The 18400-nt window shown below is 43.1% G+C and carries 15 protein-coding genes and 1 riboswitch; of the genes, 6 read left to right on the forward strand and 9 right to left on the reverse strand.

What is annotated here, in order from left to right:
* Window positions 1-268 precede the first annotated feature (268 nt).
* The gene (locus ACIROD_RS23315) at window positions 269-1144 is read right to left on the reverse strand and encodes a nucleotidyltransferase-like protein (RefSeq protein ID WP_101225974.1); all 876 of its coding nucleotides are present in this window, start codon (window positions 1142-1144) and stop codon (window positions 269-271) included.
* Between the two features lie 175 nt (window positions 1145-1319).
* Between ACIROD_RS23315 and ACIROD_RS23320 the strand changes: the two genes are divergently transcribed.
* A complete protein-coding gene (locus ACIROD_RS23320; protein WP_101225973.1) occupies window positions 1320-1673 on the forward strand; it encodes a YgzB family protein in 354 nt (117 codons plus the stop codon).
* Between the two features lie 100 nt (window positions 1674-1773).
* Here ACIROD_RS23320 and perR read toward each other — a convergent pair whose 3' ends face one another.
* The 5 genes from perR to ACIROD_RS23345 all read right to left on the reverse strand — a co-directional run bounded on the left by perR (window position 1774) and on the right by ACIROD_RS23345 (window position 5540).
* Window positions 1774-2217 (reverse strand): peroxide-responsive transcriptional repressor PerR, encoded by a 444-nt coding sequence (gene perR / locus ACIROD_RS23325; protein WP_076371177.1) that lies wholly within the window; start codon window positions 2215-2217, stop codon window positions 1774-1776.
* Between the two features lie 156 nt (window positions 2218-2373).
* Window positions 2374-3318 carry a D-2-hydroxyacid dehydrogenase gene (locus ACIROD_RS23330; protein ID WP_402944820.1) on the reverse strand — a complete coding sequence of 315 codons (945 nt, stop codon included), beginning with the start codon at window positions 3316-3318 and terminating at the stop codon, window positions 2374-2376.
* A 148-nt stretch (window positions 3319-3466) separates the two neighbouring features.
* Window positions 3467-4576 (reverse strand): aminopeptidase, encoded by a 1110-nt coding sequence (locus ACIROD_RS23335; protein ID WP_402944823.1) that lies wholly within the window; start codon window positions 4574-4576, stop codon window positions 3467-3469.
* Between the two features lie 11 nt (window positions 4577-4587).
* Window positions 4588-5058, reverse strand: a complete 471-nt coding sequence (gene bcp, locus ACIROD_RS23340) for a thioredoxin-dependent thiol peroxidase (RefSeq protein WP_402944826.1) — start codon at window positions 5056-5058, stop codon at window positions 4588-4590.
* A 62-nt stretch (window positions 5059-5120) separates the two neighbouring features.
* The gene (locus ACIROD_RS23345) at window positions 5121-5540 is read right to left on the reverse strand and encodes a potassium channel family protein (protein WP_101225970.1); all 420 of its coding nucleotides are present in this window, start codon (window positions 5538-5540) and stop codon (window positions 5121-5123) included.
* Window positions 5541-5784: 244 nt separating this feature from the next.
* A riboswitch (cobalamin riboswitch) is annotated at window positions 5785-5977 on the forward strand.
* 147 nt (window positions 5978-6124) lie between these two features.
* On the opposite strand from ACIROD_RS23345, the gene metE reads away from it, so the two are divergent.
* Both metE and ACIROD_RS23355 read left to right on the forward strand, forming a co-directional pair.
* Window positions 6125-8431, forward strand: a complete 2307-nt coding sequence (metE, locus tag ACIROD_RS23350) for a 5-methyltetrahydropteroyltriglutamate--homocysteine S-methyltransferase (RefSeq protein WP_402944829.1) — start codon at window positions 6125-6127, stop codon at window positions 8429-8431.
* Complete coding sequence (locus ACIROD_RS23355) at window positions 8428-8874, forward strand: acyl-CoA thioesterase (protein WP_402944831.1); 447 nt, start codon at window positions 8428-8430, stop codon at window positions 8872-8874. Before metE ends, ACIROD_RS23355 begins: the two co-directional genes overlap by 4 nt.
* A gap of 72 nt (window positions 8875-8946) precedes the next feature.
* Here ACIROD_RS23355 and ACIROD_RS23360 read toward each other — a convergent pair whose 3' ends face one another.
* The 3 genes from ACIROD_RS23360 to ACIROD_RS23370 are packed head-to-tail and all read right to left on the reverse strand — an operon-like array spanning window position 8947 to window position 11584.
* Entirely contained in the window at window positions 8947-9732 is a 786-nt protein-coding gene (locus ACIROD_RS23360) for an ABC transporter permease (RefSeq protein WP_101225968.1), read from the reverse strand.
* Window positions 9733-9736: 4 nt separating this feature from the next.
* Window positions 9737-10528 carry an ABC transporter permease gene (locus tag ACIROD_RS23365; protein ID WP_402944834.1) on the reverse strand — a complete coding sequence of 264 codons (792 nt, stop codon included), beginning with the start codon at window positions 10526-10528 and terminating at the stop codon, window positions 9737-9739.
* A 48-nt stretch (window positions 10529-10576) separates the two neighbouring features.
* Complete coding sequence (locus ACIROD_RS23370) at window positions 10577-11584, reverse strand: ABC transporter ATP-binding protein (protein WP_034305344.1); 1008 nt, start codon at window positions 11582-11584, stop codon at window positions 10577-10579.
* A 151-nt stretch (window positions 11585-11735) separates the two neighbouring features.
* Between ACIROD_RS23370 and ACIROD_RS23375 the strand changes: the two genes are divergently transcribed.
* The 3 genes from ACIROD_RS23375 (at window position 11736) to ACIROD_RS23385 (ending at window position 18302) form a co-directional block, all read left to right on the forward strand.
* Complete coding sequence (locus ACIROD_RS23375; protein WP_101225967.1) at window positions 11736-12056, forward strand: hypothetical protein; 321 nt, start codon at window positions 11736-11738, stop codon at window positions 12054-12056.
* 144 nt (window positions 12057-12200) lie between these two features.
* Window positions 12201-13490, forward strand: coding sequence for a glutamate-1-semialdehyde 2,1-aminomutase (locus ACIROD_RS23380; RefSeq protein WP_101225966.1), 1290 nt, complete (start codon window positions 12201-12203; stop codon window positions 13488-13490).
* A 339-nt stretch (window positions 13491-13829) separates the two neighbouring features.
* The gene (locus tag ACIROD_RS23385; RefSeq protein WP_101225965.1) at window positions 13830-18302 is read left to right on the forward strand and encodes a glutamate synthase-related protein; all 4473 of its coding nucleotides are present in this window, start codon (window positions 13830-13832) and stop codon (window positions 18300-18302) included.
* The last annotated feature ends 98 nt before the right edge of the window (window positions 18303-18400 follow it).

Genomic DNA, 18400 nt, shown 5'->3' on the forward strand with positions numbered 1-18400 from the left:
AATGTTTGACTTGCTCATTTGCTTTTTTGATAGTGTGTGCTCACTTAAAATTTAACGTTGGCGCTTTGTTTTGTTCAGTTTTCAAAGAGCAATTTCGTTGTCGTTTACTTCGTAAGCGACTTTTACATCTTATCATGTCTTCAACATTGTTGTCAACATGTTTTTTTATTTTTTTGTTTTGATGAAGCTGCGAAAGCTGATGTCCCGCAGCGACATGTATTAATATAACACCTATATTACTATTGGTCAACAATAAAAATGCATTTTTTTAAAAGTTTTTTGATACCCGATAAAACCGGTGATATACCTCGTGACCTTTTGTCTCCGCCTTGATGACGTCGATAACCTTCTTCTCTATCAAATATTCCAATAAAACACCCAGGTCGACTGAATAAAACTTAACTTCCGGATGCTCCATAAGCTCCGCAATCGTCCACGGATCTTCTTTCGTCCCCATTATTTCTATCAAATGCTGTGAACCTGCATTCGTCCTCGAATAAATAAGAAATTCGCTCGCAAGGAAAAGAAGCTCCAATCTTTTTTCGAGTGTTTCCTCGCTGCTGATCAATTCTTTATATAACTTATAGATCTCAGGTTCCATATGCTTCACTTGGTTCCAGACCGTAACCTCCGGATAAAAACCTTGTTCTATTATTTCCAAACGGGCCAAGTGATGCAAGGAATGAACGATATGGTTGTATGCCTCCAGATAATGGCCTTTTTCAAAGAAGCTTTTCCCATCCATGTACCTGCGAATTAACTTTGCAAACTCCATCCCCATCTTTAACTTCCTTCCATAGAAGGGGAACTCCCGGATTTCTGTTTTCAAACGGTCCAAATATTCATTCCGGTCAAAAAGAACCTTCCCGTTATATATCCAGTCAACCACTTTGCGGTTCGTACCTAATAGAAGCCATTCTTTTAACTGGTCTTCCTGTACGATATGCAAGGCTGCCTTTTTATCCCGGTAAGTGTAATGCTTTAAAAACACGGCCTCTTCGGCTTCGTCTGCAATCACAAAAAGGATGTAGTCAAATGTATCGGTAATCGGGCTATTATCATCCCTTTTTTCTATTAACAAGATTCCAAGTGTAGATTTTAAACTTGCTCGCTCTTGATAAATCGGGCGAAGGATATCTTCCATCATAAATTCCTCCAAAACCTTTTTTTTTAGACTTTCGACAAAACTCTTCAAATTCCTGCTTATCTCCCTTACCCCAAACCATCTCAATTCAAAAGTAATATGTATCCTTTATTTCTTTTTTGTTCCATCCGCTGTTTATGTTATAGTTAAAGTTATATTTTAGGAGGGACAATCCATGGCTAAATATTCTAGCAAAATCAATAAAATACGTACTTTTGCTTTGAGTTTGATTTTCATTGGCTTCATCGTAATGTACCTTGGGCTTTTCTTCAAAACGCATCCTGTTGTCATGACGATTTTCATGGGGCTGGGCCTTTTATTCATAATCGCAAGTACAGGGGTTTATTTTTGGATTGGAATGCTTTCCACAAAATCGATCCAGGTTGTCTGTCCTAACTGCGGCAAACCTACAAAAATACTAGGGCGTGTAGATATTTGCATGCATTGTGAAGAACCATTGACACTTGACAAAAAGTTGGAAGGCGAAGAATTCAACGAAAAATATAACCGGAAAAGCCTGCATGACTAAAGGAATTCGGCTAGCTGAATTCCCTTTAAAGAAGTCTTTAACAATTGTATCATTTCTTCATAACATGAAAAAAAGTTCCAACCAAGTGGAGGAACTTTTTTTAATGCGATTCTTTTTTCGCACAATCCGTACAGTCGCCGTAGATTTCCATCCGATGGTGACTAACATTGAAACCGGTGACTTGTGCTGCGAAATGCTCGACTTCATCCAATGCAGGATAATCGAAATCCACAATTTTCCCGCAAGTTTGGCAAATTACATGATAATGATTCGTCGTCACAAAATCAAACCTTGCCGAAGAATCACCATACGTAAGTTCTTTCACCAAACCTACCTCACGGAACACACGCAGGTTGTTATAAACCGTTGCCACACTCATATTAGGAAACTTGCCTTCCAGCGCTTTATATATATCATCAGCGGTAGGGTGGGACATGGAGCTTATCAAATACTCAAGTATCGCATGGCGTTGAGGAGTTATTCTTACACCGGTATCTTTTAAGGAATCCAACGCTTCTTTTAACTGAACTTCAGACACCGTCATCCACCTCTTTTTCTCATTAAGTATGCATTCTTAAATTATAATGTTTATAAATAGTGTACCTTTTATGCGTTGAATTTGTCAATAATTCAATGGCTTAACCATTCTTTTTTAGTTTATTCATGAGCACATTGAATCTTTCCCATTTTTGCATTGAGTTTAGTATCCCCTGGATAAGTCGATTACATTGGTGAAGTCTTTTCCAGCTTTCAGGTATTCACGCATATTTTTTTCGAATATGGCAAAGGTTCTTGGTAAATATTCTCCGCTTTTACTTGAAAGATGCGGAGTGACTGTAACATTCTCCATCCTCCAAAACGGATGCCCTTTTCCTAAAGGTTCCGGATCAAATACATCCAAGATGGCATGAGATAATTCCCCGGCATCCAGGGCTTCGATCAACATTTCATCGTTAATCAGGTCGCCGCGGCCAATATTCACGAATACTGCAGTTTCTTTCATTGCTTCAAAGTGTTCTTTTTGCAGAAGGCCCTTCGTTTCATCCGTACTTGGCAGGACGGATACGATATAATCGGCTCCCGGTATGGCTTCCAATAAATTATCCAGGGCATAAAGGTGATCGATGGATTCCACTGGCTTCCCGCTCCGGTTCACTCCTATCGTCTTCATCCGAAAGGCTTTCCCAAGACGAGCCACTTCCCCTCCAATTGCACCCACGCCAATAACGAGCATCGTCTTGCCGTTCAATTCCCCTACTTCAATCTTTCTATCCCACAGTTCTTCCTTTTCATTCTTCATAAGCAGTTTCAATTTCTTTTCATATTGCAAAAGCATCCCTATCGTATACTCTGCCATCGGTATTTTATGAATGCCTCTAGCATTCGTCACCAGAATGCCCCTTTCCTCTATGGCTTTAAATGGCATTAATTCCATCCCTGCACTCATGACCATGATCCATTTCAAGTTCGTAGCTTTCCCAATGATTTCTTCAGTTAAGTCTTCACCATATGTAATTAAGATTTCCGCTTCACGAAGCGGCCCATCCGTCCATCCTTTTTGATAAATGAAGCTCAAGTCAGGAAAAGCTTCCGTCATCTTCTTTTGGATGCCTTCATTCGGAATGACAGTTGAAAGTATTAACATGTTCACCTCTCCCTTTTAATTAACATAAAAAAACACGGGCTCTATGTGTCCCGCGCAACTTTCTCTGAGGAGGTATTCCCTTAATAAAGCATATTCAGGTGTCCCCTTTTTGAGTTGGACAAAAGCCTTAGCCTTATTAAAAAAGGCTTTATTTTAAGGAATTTGGGTTTAATGCATCTAATTCCGGCAAAATGAAAAAGCCATCCCTTCTTATCAGGACGTCGTCAAAGAAGATGTCACCACCCCCATATTCGGGACGCTGGATCAAGACCATATCCCAATGAATCGATGATCGGTTTCCATTATCCGCTTCTTCATAGGCAAGTCCAAGAGCCAAGTGCAGACTTCCGCTTATTTTCTCATCGAACAAGATATCATCCATAGGTTCCAATATGTATGGATTGATCCCAATTGCGAACTCCCCGATAAACCGGGACCCTTCATCAATATTCAGAATTTGGTTCATTTCAGAGTCACGATTGGAAGTAGCTTTAATGATTTTTCCCTTTTCCAAGTTTAATTCTATGTCACTAAAGGTGAATCCTTCATAGGTTGTTGGTGTGTTGAAGGATATCCTACCATTGAGACTATCTTTTATGGGTGCCGTAAACACTTCCCCATCAGGTAAATTCTTTTTTCCGGCACATATGACGGCCGGCATACCTTTGATGGAAAAGGTCAAATCTGTTCCTGGCGAAACGATCCTGACTTTGTCAGTTCGTTCCATCAATTGTTTTAACGGTTTCAAGGCCGTCTCCATTTTCCCGTAATCCATGTTGCATACATTCAAAAGAAAATCTTCGTACCTGTCGAAGGTCATGCCGGCTTTTTGCGCTGATGCGTTGGTGGGATAATTAAGCAAGACCCAACGTCGGTTGTTTACATAGAAAAGAGTGGGGGAATTCATAGCCTCCCCTTGAAGACGGTGCCTCTCGATGGGAACATCGGTCATTTCCACATCGTTTTCTTCCCCGGTGATGATGATTACCGCATCGATATCATTATATTTCTTCATGGCCCATTGCGAAGAGGTGTCAAGTTGTTCCTTTACATTCCCTTGTAACAGGTGGCGGCTTATTTCATCGTCTTCGAGTTCTACATATGGATAAGCACCCACTCTGTATATTTCATCAATCAGCTCTTTCAATAATGGTTTCGTATTGATATTCCCCCGTATGAGGATTCTCTCTTTTGGCTGTAATTGTATCGAATGATGAATCAGCCTGGCTGCAAGCTTCGTTATTCGCTCATCCTTCATCTGCCTGTCCCTTATTTTTCGAGGTCGCGAAGAGTTTGAAGAGCTTCTTCGACATGGCCTTTGACCTTTACTTTACGCCATTCTTTGACTACCATACCAGCCTTATCAATCAGGAAAGTTGAACGTTCAATGCCCATATACTCCTTGCCGAAGTTCTTTTTCAATTGCCACACATCAAATGATTCAGCCGCTTCATGATTTTCATCAGCCAGCAGCAGAAAAGGCAATCCATGTTTTTCGATGAATTTTTCATGACGTGCAGCTGGGTCTGGGCTGATTCCTATGATGACCGCGTTCAATTCCTCAAATTGCTCATTATGGTCCCGGAAATCACAGGCCTCCGTCGTGCAACCTGGCGTCATGTCTTTTGGATAAAAATATAAAACAATATATTTTCCCTTAAAATCCGATAGGGACACCATTTCACCATTGTTTGCAGGGAGCTTGAAATCAGGTGCTTTTTCTCCAATTTTAACAGTCATATTGAACCCTCCATTTCTTTCATTATGGTAAGAGTACCCAATAATCGAAAGAAACACAACTTTCATTTATCCTTCCTATCTTTGTGCTCCAAATCGATCACCGTCCGGATCACGAACGCTGCCGGCAGTGTATAACCGATGAAAGCCTGAATCGTAGCTATCATCCTGCCCATGCCAATCGGGGCTATATCTCCATACCCTACAGAAAACATCGTCATCGCACTAAAATAAAAAGAAGTCTTCAACTGTTCATAGAAAGTGCCATCCAATCGATTGCCCATATCAAGAATCACCGAATGATTCTGAAGTTCGTATAATAAATAAATCAGTGCAAATCCAACTAATATCGTCGCATATAAATTGCCAAGCCACAGCATATCCTCCAGAGAAAACTTCTTTCCTCCCGACTCAACAAGAAATAACGTACGAATGCTCATCACCATGCAAAAAATGATTCCTGCAATCAAGATGTAGAAAGTCATCCCCCACGCCCCATTTCAAAACGCCACTTCCTCTATACATACTCCCTGTCCAAACAATATATTCTTTTTTAGGAACAGACCTCATCCTTATCACCCACACACCTTATAACCGGATACTTTTCCTGAATCTTTTTTCCATGTTGACCCTTTTGGTCGGATATGTTAAGATTGTCTAAATTTTTATAATAGTTTTTATTTTATAAATTTTTAACCTGCAAACAGTTATCAAGGCAGGTTTTGTCAAATTTCATATGTGGAAATAGGTTCCTAATTTTAATTTAGGATTAAAAGGGAAGTCCGGTGTAATTCCGGCACGGTCCCGCCACTGTAATGGGAGTGTTAGCGCCATCCAATATGCCACTGATCAACGGATCGGGAAGGCCCGCCGCTAATGTTAATCCCTAAGTCAGGAGACCTGCCTATTTCGACAACACTGTTTTAACCTACGGGAGATAGGGAGGTGTTAGGGACCTTATAATTGTAAGGGGGCATTTTGCATGCCTCTTTATTTTAAGCATTTCTAACCATCTCTTTTGACGGTTAGGAATGCTTTTTTTATTGCTCAATTAAATGAATATAGGAGGATGGGAATATTGAAAAGCAGTAGTTTGGGTTACCCTCGAATCGGGGAAGATCGTGAATGGAAACGTACATTGGAAGCTTACTGGTCCGGTAAAATCGATGAAGCAGAATTTACGGCACAACTAAAAGCCATCCGTTTAGGCAACTTACAAAAACAGAAGAAACGAGGCATCGATATCATTCCTGTCAACGACTTCACTTTCTATGATCAAATGCTCGATATGTCCGTAATGTTCGGTCTTGTTCCTGAACGTTATTCAGCCTATGAAAGCGGAAGCGTTCCCCTTTCCGTTTATTATTCAATGGCTCGCGGAAACAATGATGAAGTCGCTTCCGAAATGACGAAATGGTTCAATACGAACTATCACTATATTGTCCCTGAATTAAAGGTGCCACAGCTGACGTTAACGGAAAATAAACCACTTGCAGCATATCGGGAAGCCAAGGAAAAGCTAGGAATTGAAACAAAGCCCGTGTTGATCGGTCCTTATACTTTCATCTCCCTTTCCAAAGGCTTCAAAAAACAAGATATCCCTGGCATCATCCTGAGCCTGCTTCCCCTATACACGCAAATCCTCCGGGAGTTGGAGCAAGAAGGCGTGAAGTGGGTTCAAATGGACGAACCTTCACTTGTTTCATCGATTTCCAAAGAAGATATGCAAACTGTTACTTACCTCTATGAAAAACTGAATGAAGCAGCACCAAACCTGAACATCATGCTACAAACATACTTTGATGCCGTGGAACATTACCAGGAAGTCATCGAATTACAAGTCCAAGGAATCGGTCTTGATTTTGTACATGACAAAGGGAGGAATCTAAGCAACCTGGAATCATTCGGCTTTCCGAAGGACAAAGTGCTTGCTGCAGGTGTGATTGACGGAAAAAACATTTGGCTTTCTGATTTATCGAAAAAAATCCAATTGATCGAGACTCTTAAGACAATGGTAGCCGAAGACCGAATCTGGCTTCAGCCCTCTTGTTCCTTGCTTCATGTGCCAGTGACCGTTCGTAATGAAACCGCCCTATCAAACGAAGTGAAAGAGGCCCTTGCTTTCGCTGATGAGAAACTCGAGGAAATCACACTCTTGGTCAAAGGGAATAATCAAGGCTTTGAAGCAATCGCCGAAAAAGTCGATGCTAATAAATTCACGCTTCAAACGTTAGCCAGTTCAAATGCCCGGAATCACGGAACTGTACAATCCAATGTCGAAAAGGTTAAAACCAGGACCGCCGGCCGTAAGCTTCCATTTAAAGAGCGTTACCAAAAACAACAGGCATTTTTCAAATTGCCTTTTCTTCCTTCGACTACGATCGGCAGCTTTCCGCAGACATTTGATGTTAAACAAGCACGCGGGAAATTCAAAAGAGGAGAATGGACCGCTTCGCAATATGAAACATTTGTTAACGAAGAAATCGGCAGGTGGATCGAAATCCAAGAAGAAATCGGTTTGGATGTCCTTGTTCATGGGGAATTCGAACGAACGGATATGGTTGAATACTTCGGCCATAAGTTAGGTGGATTCGTCTTTTTAGAAAAGGGGTGGGTACAATCCTATGGATCCCGCTGTGTGAAACCGCCAGTCATCTACGGCGACATCCATTTCATCGAACCGATGACAGTCAGGGAAAGTGTATACGCACAATCACTGACGAAGAAGACGGTAAAGGGAATGCTTACAGGTCCTGTTACGATTTTGAACTGGTCATTTGTCCGTGATGATATTTCCAGGAAGAATGTATGCTATCAGCTGGCACTCGCTTTGGAAAAAGAAGTCATTGCATTGGAATCCGCTGGAATCAAAATGATTCAGGTCGATGAGCCTGCACTTAGAGAAGGTCTGCCATTGAAAAAAAGCGATCGCGACGAATATTTGAACTGGGCTGTGAATTCGTTCTTGATATCGACATCAAGCGTGGAGGATACAACCCAAATTCATACGCATATGTGCTATTGCGACTTCAACAGTTTCATGGATGTCATCTCCTCCCTGGACGCCGATGTAATTTCCATCGAAACATCCCGCAGTCATGGGGAGCTTGCTTCCGCATTCGAGGAAAAAACATATGAAAAAGGTATTGGTCTGGGTGTATATGACATTCACAGCCCGCGTGTGCCGGCAGTGGAAGAAATGGTCGATATGATCGAACGTGGGATCAAGGTATTGGATAAAGACCAGTTTTGGATCAATCCTGACTGCGGACTGAAAACAAGGGGTATCCCGGAAACCGTCGCATCCCTGAAAAACATGGTCGAAGCAGCAAAAATCGTCCGTGAAAACCTGTTAGCTAAACCAACCGGCAAATGATTGAAAAGCACGCTGCCCACCCAACACAGCAGTCACGGACTTTTTTAACCGACCTTGTTTTTCCACCGGATACAAATCATCACAATACCATCTTTGGCGGAAAAGTAATGGCCTATGTTGATAAAATAGCCTGCATTTCAGCTATGCGCCATTGTCGAAAACCCGTTGTGACTGCTTCAAGCGACTCTTTTGATTTTTTGGCCCCCATCAAGACGGGGGATGCGATCAACCTTGAAGCTTATGTCACCTGTGCCCATCGCACATCAATGGAGGTATTCGTTAAAGTGGAGCGCGAAAACCTATTAACAGGTGAGAAACAGCTTACGGCCCGTGCTTTTTTAACGATGCTGGCCATTGATGAAGACGGTAAGCCGACAAACGTACCACAGGTCATTCCGGAAACCGAAGTGGAAAAGCAGCTATATGTTCAAGCACAAGCATGATATATTGAAAGAAAGAATAAACGCAAATAAACAAAAACCCCTTCAACATGAATGCTGTTGAAGGGGTTTCTTTCAGTTCCCTGCACCGCGGTACCTCTTCACTCCCTGATTCCATATGAATACGGATATCATGAAAAAGGCTACCCCAATTACAGGTGTGGCAAATGCATATGCATACCACTCTTCTTTTCTAAGGAAATAAGATGCCGGATAGACACCAACAAACGCGAATGGCAGCACCCATGTAAGGACAAAACGAATGACCTTATTATAAATATCAACAGGATAGCGCCCATAGTTCCCGATATTGTACATCATTGGCATGATGGATGTTTTCGCATCCGACCAGAAACCAATGCTTGCTATCGCAACGAATATGGCTGCATAAGCAAGGGCCCCGCCTATTGCAAAAATGATGAAAAGAATCGGGTCATACCACGCAAGCTGCAGATCCAATGAAATCCCCGAATAGAATATAATGATCAAACCGGTCACAACACCAAATAACGCTTCAAGCTCGATTCTTTCTAAAATGACTTGAAACAGGCTATGTATCGGTCTTGTTAATATCCGGTCCATTTCACCTTTGACGATATAGCGGTCATTAAAATCCCAGATGTTGAAAAAGGCTGAAAAAAGGGCGAATGGGATAAGGAAAAATCCATAAATGAATATGATTTCTTCACGGCTCCAGCCGCTTAAAAATTGGGTATGTCCAAAAACGACTAAGATAAATACCAGATTCACGACCTGATTCAGCAGGTCAGATAGGATTTCCATGAAGAAATCGGCTCTATATTGCAGTCTTGTTTTCATATATTGACTCACGTATTGAAAAAACATCGATACATAAAACATCCCGTCAACCTCCTTGAATAATCAGCTGTTTTTTTGCGACTATCCATAAAAGCTGAATCGGTATTATGAGAATGATGCACCAAATTAACTGCTGTAAAAGCGCCATGCCAATTTCGCCTGAACTGTACCCGTTCGTAAAAATCATGCTTGGTACATAGCTGATCCCTTGAAAGGGTAAATATTTCATCACTTCCTGTGCCCATATAGGATAGAAACTGATGGGCAGCAGCAGGCCGGAAAATAAATCAATGATAACCCTTTTAGCGCGGATTAATCCGGCATTATTATATAAGAAAAAGGTAGTGATTCCCGTCAATAAGTTAATTTGTGTATTGATGATGAAGCTGAACAGCAAGGAAATGCCGAACATCCCCCACGTAGCCGTCTCGTGCGGCAATTCGATAGGAAAAATGAAAGCTACCAGCAGCATCCCCGGAATTGAGAAGAAGAAGAAACGGAATATCCCTTCCCCAAGTCCTTGCATCGTTTTCATGCCTAAATAGTTATAAGGCCGGATCATCTCAATGGCAACCTTGCCGTCTTTAATCTCAGTGGCGATTTCGCGGTCAATATTATTGAAATAAAAAGCGCGCGCCATCCATGCAACCGCGACATAGGTTGTCATCTGCATGCTTGAAAGTCCTTCGATGGAGCTTTTTTCTCCATATATCGCATTCCATAAGAAATAATAAGCACCGATATTAATGCTATAAATTAAAATGCCGGTATAATAATCCGTTCGATACGCAAGCATCATTAAAAAACGCATGCGGATCATGGCAAGATACTTCCCCATGGCCCTCCCCCTTCTTGATAGACACGTTGTTTCTTATTGATAAGAGAGTCAGACAGTGCCTTCTTCGTAAATATTGCGAACGATCTCTTCAATGGACGTTTCATGGATTTTGATGTCTTTTATTTTAAAATGAGATACGACAGCTGAAACAAGCTGTGAAATATGATCACTTTCTTCTTTCAACAAGGCAATGTAAGTTTGATTTTTCTCATCATAAACCCAGTTAGCGGTAAATGGGAGCGCTAATGATTGTAATTCCTTCAATGCGATCGGCTCGATGAATTGAAAATGAATCTGTTTTTCCTCAGCCCAGTTATCTTTCAAACTCTGCAATTCCCCATCATAGATGATTTGTCCTTCATCAAGCATGATTACACGCTCACATAATGCTTCAATGTCTCCTAGATCATGTGTAGTCAAAAGGATTGTCGTATTATATTTCTCATTGATTTCTTTCAGGAACTCACGAATCTTCATTTTCACGAGCACATCAAGTCCAATTGTCGGCTCATCCAGGAACAGCAAAGGCGGATTGTGGATCAAAGCTGCCGCAAGCTCACAGCGCATTCGCTGACCAAGCGAGAGTTTACGCACTGGTTTGTCCAGCAAAGGACCGATATCAAGCGTCTTGATGACATGTTCCATATGATCGTTATATTGTTCATCCGTTACCTTATAGACCTTTTTTAACAGCCTAAACGATTCTTGAACCGCAATATCCCACCAAAGCTGTGAGCGCTGACCGAATACGACTCCGATTGTCTGGGTGAACTTTTCCCTTTCTTTATGCGGATTCATGCCATTGACCGTGATTTCACCTGCTGTCGGTTCCAAAATACCTGTCAGCATTTTGATCGTGGTCGATTTCCCTGCACCATTTTCCCCGATATAAGCTACCATCTCACCCTTTTTTACAGTAAAATTGATATCATTGACGGCAGGGACGACCTTATAATTTCTGGTAAGTAAATCCCGGAAGGCACCCTTTAGCCCTGAACGGCTTGATGCCGACTTAAATTCCTTCCGAAGCTGTTTCACTTGAATTGCATCACTCATCCTGTTACATCCTCCGTAATCTCTTGTCCTAATGAATTAGTTTATCCAAACCAACCTTTTTAGACAATAAAAATGCTTGGATGCCATATACCATTTTCAGGGAGGAAATGGCCGTTGTACCAGATACTTATATAAAGGAGACGAGTATGCTATGAATATCAAAAAATTATTACTATCCCAAATTGAAAAAGTCGTTTTCGACCTTCGATATGACTTCCTTTATGAAGATGAGTACGGTGAATTATTATGCCAGGTCATCCAAAGGGATTCCAGCGGGTCCATCGAAAGCACACCCATCAGTTTCCACCTCCTCATTAATGAAGAGAAAGGGACCGGCCAGCTAATCTATTACCAAGCCCAGGGCGAAATGAACCGCCAATCCTTCGACATCGAAAACCCTGACACCATCTTGGCCATTCTTACTTTCATAACAGGAGTTTTGAAATCCGACCCTATTTCCCATACAGAATGATGGCCCGGAACCCTGATGCTTATAAGGCTGCAGCTCTTCCATCAGTGAATGAATCACATTTCCCAGTTTTCGACCCCAGATTTACGGACGAAAAAGTGCTATGATTAAGGGGAAATATGTTTATATTTTTAGGAGGTTTTAAGATTGGATTTTAGTAATTCGGAGCTTTTACATAAAGAGGCATTGGAACATATCGTTGGCGGGGTTAACAGCCCATCTCGTTCCTACAAAGCTGTAGGCGGCGGTTCACCCGTTGCGATGGATCATGCCAAAGGTGCTTATTTCTGGGATGTTGATGGCAATAAATATATCGATTACTTAGCTGCATATGGCCCGATCATCACAGGTCATGCGCATCCACATATTACGGAGGCGATCGTTAAAGCAGCAGAAACGGGCGTTTTATACGGCACACCGACCAAACATGAAGTCAAATTTGCCAAAATGTTGAAAGAAGCCATACCATCCATGGATAAAGTCCGCTTCACCAATTCAGGAACCGAGTCCGTCATGTCCACCATCCGCGTTGCCCGCGCTTACACAGGACGCGATAAGATCATCAAGTTTGCAGGCTGTTACCATGGACATTCCGACCTTGTTCTCGTCGCTGCAGGCTCTGGCCCGTCCACTTTAGGAACACCGGACTCTGCCGGCGTTCCCAAAAGCATCGCACAAGAAGTCATCACGGTGCCTTTCAATGATATTGAGCCATTTAAAGAAGCACTGGATAAATGGGGTAATGAAATTGCTGGCGTGCTGGTTGAACCGATCGTCGGCAACTTCGGAATCGTGGAGCCAAGCCCCGGCTTTTTGGAAGATGTCATTTCATTATCTCACGAAGCCGGATCACTAGTCATTTTCGACGAGGTCATCACAGCGTTCCGCTTCATGTACGGAGGGGCACAGGACTTTTTGGGAATTCAACCCGATTTGACCGCGCTTGGTAAAATCATCGGGGGCGGGCTTCCTATTGGTGCCTATGGCGGTAAAAAAGAGATCATGGATTCTGTCGCACCGCTGGGACCGGCCTATCAAGCGGGTACGATGGCAGGAAATCCGGCTTCCATGCTTTCCGGGATAGCTTGCTTAGAAGTACTTAAAGAAGAGGGGCTGTATGACGAGCTGGACCGGCTGGGGAAAATCCTTGAAGAAGGTATCCTGAAAGCAGCCCGCCAATATAATGTACCGATCACCATCAACCGCCTTAAAGGGGCGTTGACGATCTATTTCACGACAGAAAAAATTGAAAACTATGAGCAGGCGGAAAATACGGATGGCGAAATGTTCGCTAAGTTCTTCAAACTCATGCTAAACCAGGGAATCAATTTGGCACCTTCCAAATACGAAGCCTGGTTCTTGACGATTGCTCACACGGATGATGATATCGCTTATACTCTAAAAGCGGTTGAACATGCATTCAAAAACCTAATATAATAAATCGAATCAGCATAATTATGCATTTTTTATACACCCTCAGGATGTACATCAATCTTGAGGGTTTCTTATTTCCCTGTAATAAATCTTTAATATTGGCATTTGAAGCCACTCCTCACAAAAATCCCGCCAATCACAGCATCCAGTCCATTGTATAAAAAATTGATTTCTGAATATTTAAATGATATGATATGGATACATTTATATACATTTATACACTTTCTTTCAATCTATCAAAACTTGGACTATTGTTCGGGTTTACTAATATTTCCCCCATTAAACATATGCTACAGGAGGTGAAAGGCAGCGGATAAGGGTAACCTTATTCAAGCCACATATATGACCCAACAATGGACACCTGCTACATTCAAAGAATTTCACAAGGAAGAACATGATGCCTGCGGTATCGTTTCCTGCATCGAAAAAAAGAAGATCCCTACTAACGAAAACATCTTTGCCTGTATCGACGCCCTGGTTAAAATGAACCATCGCTGCGGCTTCATCAATGGTGAGGGCGATGGCGCCGGCATCCATATCGATATTCCCCGTGCTCTTTGGAAAAAGAAGCTTGAAGCGGTAAATGTCGATTCAAGCATCGTCGATCAAGATACCTTCATTGTCGGCCATTTATTTTTAAGCAAAAAAACAGAAGCTAACGACTTAAAAATCGAAGTCAAGGAGAAACTGCTCCAGCATGGTCTCTCATTGATATTCGAAACGGATAAAGCCTACCGTTCCGAGGCATTGGGACCGATTGCCATTCAAGAAGACCCAGTGTTCTGGCAATTTGCCTGTTCCTCCACCATCAATAACAACCAGGAGCTTTCAAATGTTCTTTTTGAGCTGACTTCCGACATCGAAAAAAGTGATTTCATCCATGTTGCATCTTTAAGCCAGCATCATGCGGTATACAAAGTGATGGGTGCTGGAGATACGCTCCCTGCCTATTATCTTGATCTTGCCGACCCTTTGGCTGCCTCCACCATGACACTGGGGCATAATCGTTTTTCAACCAATACTCTATCAAGCTTCTTCCGGGTCCAGCCTTTCAGTGTACTTGGACATAATGGCGAAATCAATACCATCGCCAAATTGCGTGATGAAGCGAAAATGATCGGAGTTCCCATCGCTAAAGATGGAAGCGACTCACAGGATTTAAACAAAACGATCGAAACTTTCATCTGCCGTCATGGCTACTCTTTATTTGAAGCTGTCGATCTTATGTTCCCGCCAATCATCAATGAAATCAAGGAATATCCCGAGCACTTACAAGACTTATATACGTATTTAAGGGAAGCATGGGGTCATTTTGCACAAGGTCCGGCAGGCATCATCTCCCGTTTCGGCGATGAAGCCGTGTTCTCAGTCGACTCTTTAGGCTTGCGCCCACTATGGAATATTGAAACGGAATCATCTTATATGTTCACTTCCGAACCAGGAATCATCCCTTCCAGTGAATATACCGGAGATCCGAAACCGATGGGGCCAGGGGAAAAAATCGGTTTGAAATGGAACGGCGACAGCATTGAATTGTACACATACAAGGATTACCAGGATAAAGTATTTGAACTCTTCAATGATCGTTTCGTCCTTTCCAATGACCGAGTTCGCTTACAGCCCCAAGTGTTTGAAAAGGTTGTCTCCATGACAAATACGCAAGCCATTCATAATGGTCAGTATAAAGCCTTTGGGTGGGAAAGGGAGCATGTCCAATTAGTGGAACAGATGGCCGAAAAAGGTGCTGAGCCCATTCGTTCACTTGGTCATGATGCGCCACTCGCAGCACTTAATCCCCAACGGACCAACATTGCTGATTTCATTAAGGAAAGTGTGGCCGTTGTAACCAACCCTGCGATCGACCGGGACCGGGAAACCGAGCACTTCTCAACAAGAACGATCATCGGAAAACGTCCTTCCCTTTTCGAAGCGAATAAGGCAGGAAAGGTTACGGAGCTGCTGACTCCCTTATTGATTGAAGGGTCAACGGGTTATGAGTGTTCATCTATCGTATCGCAGCCAAGCTATGATCAGTTCATTAAATATAACCAAGATCAAAAACTCGTACACTTCATTTCAAGCACGTTCAAAGAGGATGAAAACATCACGGATGCCTTGACCAGGATTACGGATGAAAGTGTCAATGCAGTGGATGAAGGAAAAACGCTGCTCGTTCTGGATGACGCCCTTGCCCATCAAAACGGCAACCTTTGGCTTGATCCCCACCTTGTAACCTCAGCCGTCGATCAAGCGTTGGTCCGTACAGGCAAGCGCCGTGATTGTTCCATACTTTTACGTTCAGCATCGCTAAGGTCACTGCATGATATCATCGTTTCTTATGGTCTTGGGGCCAACTTAATCAGCCCCTATTATATGTTCCTTTCCTTATCTTCGGATGACCTCAAAGGGGTTAGCAATCTATATAACTCCTTGACGAAAGGTCTTGAGAAAGTCATCTCCACCATTGGCATTCATGAGCTTCGCGGCTATGGAAGACTTTTCTCAAGCATCGGTTTACATGAGGAAATCGCGAAATATTTAAATGTGGCTAACTTCTTCGGATCCAATGATCTGGACTATAATTTTGATAAAATCAAGGCCGATGCCATCCAGCGTGCAGAAGATTACGGCAATGAAAAAGAACGGATGGGCAAAACCTTCCATTTGTTCCCAAGGATTTGGAAGTCTATCGGGGAAGTTGCTTCAACCGGGGACTATGATGCTTATCGTGAAAAGATCACCGAGCAGGAAGAATCCAATCCTACGACGATCCGCCACTTGACATCATTAAAAACTTCAGATGCTTCCATCCCTTCTGAAGAAGTCAGTCTTTCGGTCGGCGAACAGGAATTGCCATTCGTCATTGCCTCCATGTCTTTTGGGTCACAAAATGAGATTGCTTTCCGGGCCTATGCAGAAGCTGCCGAGAGGTTAGGCATGATCAGCATGAATGGTGAAGGCGGGGAAATAAAGGATATGCTTGGCAAATACCCGAAATCGCGCGGACAGCAAATCGCTTCCGGCCGTTTCGGTGTCAATGCAGAACTATTGAACTCTTCAAATCTATTGGAAATTAAAATTGGGCAAGGGGCAAAACCTGGTGAAGGCGGTCACCTTCCAGGTTCCAAGGTCACAGCGAAAATCGCAGAAGCCCGAAATGCAACAATCGGTTCCGATTTGATCTCCCCTTCCAATAATCATGATATATACTCAATTGAAGATTTGGCCCAAATGATCCATGAGCTAAAAACGGCAAACGACAAAGCAAAAGTTGCCGTCAAAGTACCAGTCGTTCCTAACATTGGTACGATTGCTGTCGGCGTCGCAAAAGCGGGGGCAGATATCATAACGCTTTCCGGTTTTGATGGCGGAACGGGTGCTGCCAGGATCCATGCACTCGCGCATGTTGGTCTGCCAGTTGAGATAGGTGTGAAAGCGGCCCATAATGCACTGCTTGAGTCAGGTATCCGACAGAACGTTGAAATTTGGGCTGACGGTGGGTTAAAAAGCTCGATGGATGTATTGAAGGTAATGCTGCTTGGTGCAAACCGTGTAGGCTTTGGGACCCTTTCGATGATTGCCGTCGGCTGTACAACGTGCCGCGGATGTCACCTTGACACTTGCCATGTGGGCATCGCCACACAAATTGAATCGGAAGCACAGGCGAAAGAACACGGGCTGCGCCGTTTTGTTCCACGAAAATTTGATTTAGCCGTTCAGGGATTAACGAATATGTTCAATGCATTTGCAAAAGAACTTAAAGCTTTGACCGGATCACTCGGGGTGAAGAATCTTCAGGATATCGTCGGACGTTCTGATTTACTGCAGCAAGTTAAAGGACAACAATCATTGGATTTAACCTATTTATTGAAAAACTTGGATATAACACCGTTCTCACATAAGGAAACGGCGGCATATTTGAATGAAGGCTCCATGCAGGTGGCCGTTGGCGCTGAATATCTTGATTCGCATGTAGATGATCTGCAGCAATCCCGTAGCTATAGCTCGATCACTTCCGAGCAGCGTGTTCTCGGCAGCAGGGTGTCCTGTCACCGCGTTAGGGGCAGATTGGACGGATCATACAAAAAACTTCCCCCCGTTCACCTATCCTACCAGGATGGTTCCATCCCGGGTAATGGACTCGGGGCATACAATACGGAGGGAATTACAATCAGCGTGAATGGCGGTGCCCAGGATGGTATCGGCAAAACATCGATTGGCGGAAATATTTCCATCTTTAAATCTCCAGGAAAAGATGGAAAGTTCTACAATGGCTCTGTAGGCAAGGGGTTTGGATACGGTGCACAACACGGCCTTCTCATTGCCCAAGGTGATGCGGATGCCAGGGCGGGAATCCGGCTTTCCGGGGCGGATATGATCATTGGAGGATTATTGAAACAACCGCTTCCTAAAAAGGAAACCGGTAATATTGCGGTAACTTCCAATATTAAGGGATTCGCTTTTGAATATATGACAAATGGAAGAGGTTTGGTTCTGGGAGATCCCGGTCCATGGATTTGCGCAGGGATGACAGGCGGTGTCGTTTATTTACGGCAACAGCCTGAATCTGGATTAACCAAAGAGGTCATTAAGAAGCGGGTTGCGAAAGGGGCAAAGATTTCCATTGAGCCCCTATCCGCAAGAGGCCTGCAGGATGTGGCCGAACTTCTGGGCAAATACACAGCCCTATTGAAAGATCATGGCCAAACCGAAGAAGCGGCCTCTTTAGAGGCACTTCTTCAAAAGCCTGAAGAGCACTTCCTTCAGGTCGTTCCAGTTAAAGAACAGGCGGACCCTGCTGTTTCCACGGAGTGATGCCGAAAATATAAGAAAAGGCTGATGCTCGTTAATGCGAGCATCAGCCTTTTCTAGTCATATACCTCTGGAATGTTCTCAAACAATGGAAAAACAAA

The sequence above is a fragment of the Peribacillus sp. NPDC101481 genome (assembly GCF_044767165.1).
GTDB lineage: Bacteria > Bacillota > Bacilli > Bacillales > DSM-1321 > Peribacillus.

What these genes read in the sequence shown, in the direction of transcription:
- ACIROD_RS23315 (WP_101225974.1), bottom strand. Translation starts at nt 1,144, where the DNA reads ATGGAAGATATCCTTCGCCCGATTTATCAAGAGCGAGCAAGTTTAAAA.
- ACIROD_RS23320 (WP_101225973.1), top strand. Translation starts at nt 1,320, where the DNA reads ATGGCTAAATATTCTAGCAAAATCAATAAAATACGTACTTTTGCTTTG.
- perR (WP_076371177.1), bottom strand. Translation starts at nt 2,217, where the DNA reads ATGACGGTGTCTGAAGTTCAGTTAAAAGAAGCGTTGGATTCCTTAAAA.
- ACIROD_RS23330 (WP_402944820.1), bottom strand. Translation starts at nt 3,318, where the DNA reads ATGTTAATACTTTCAACTGTCATTCCGAATGAAGGCATCCAAAAGAAG.
- ACIROD_RS23335 (WP_402944823.1), bottom strand. Translation starts at nt 4,576, where the DNA reads ATGAAGGATGAGCGAATAACGAAGCTTGCAGCCAGGCTGATTCATCAT.
- bcp (WP_402944826.1), bottom strand. Translation starts at nt 5,058, where the DNA reads ATGACTGTTAAAATTGGAGAAAAAGCACCTGATTTCAAGCTCCCTGCA.
- ACIROD_RS23345 (WP_101225970.1), bottom strand. Translation starts at nt 5,540, where the DNA reads ATGACTTTCTACATCTTGATTGCAGGAATCATTTTTTGCATGGTGATG.
- metE (WP_402944829.1), top strand. Translation starts at nt 6,125, where the DNA reads ATGGGAATATTGAAAAGCAGTAGTTTGGGTTACCCTCGAATCGGGGAA.
- ACIROD_RS23355 (WP_402944831.1), top strand. Translation starts at nt 8,428, where the DNA reads ATGATTGAAAAGCACGCTGCCCACCCAACACAGCAGTCACGGACTTTT.
- ACIROD_RS23360 (WP_101225968.1), bottom strand. Translation starts at nt 9,732, where the DNA reads ATGTTTTATGTATCGATGTTTTTTCAATACGTGAGTCAATATATGAAA.
- ACIROD_RS23365 (WP_402944834.1), bottom strand. Translation starts at nt 10,528, where the DNA reads ATGGGGAAGTATCTTGCCATGATCCGCATGCGTTTTTTAATGATGCTT.
- ACIROD_RS23370 (WP_034305344.1), bottom strand. Translation starts at nt 11,584, where the DNA reads ATGAGTGATGCAATTCAAGTGAAACAGCTTCGGAAGGAATTTAAGTCG.
- ACIROD_RS23375 (WP_101225967.1), top strand. Translation starts at nt 11,736, where the DNA reads ATGAATATCAAAAAATTATTACTATCCCAAATTGAAAAAGTCGTTTTC.
- ACIROD_RS23385 (WP_101225965.1), top strand. Translation starts at nt 13,830, where the DNA reads ATGACCCAACAATGGACACCTGCTACATTCAAAGAATTTCACAAGGAA.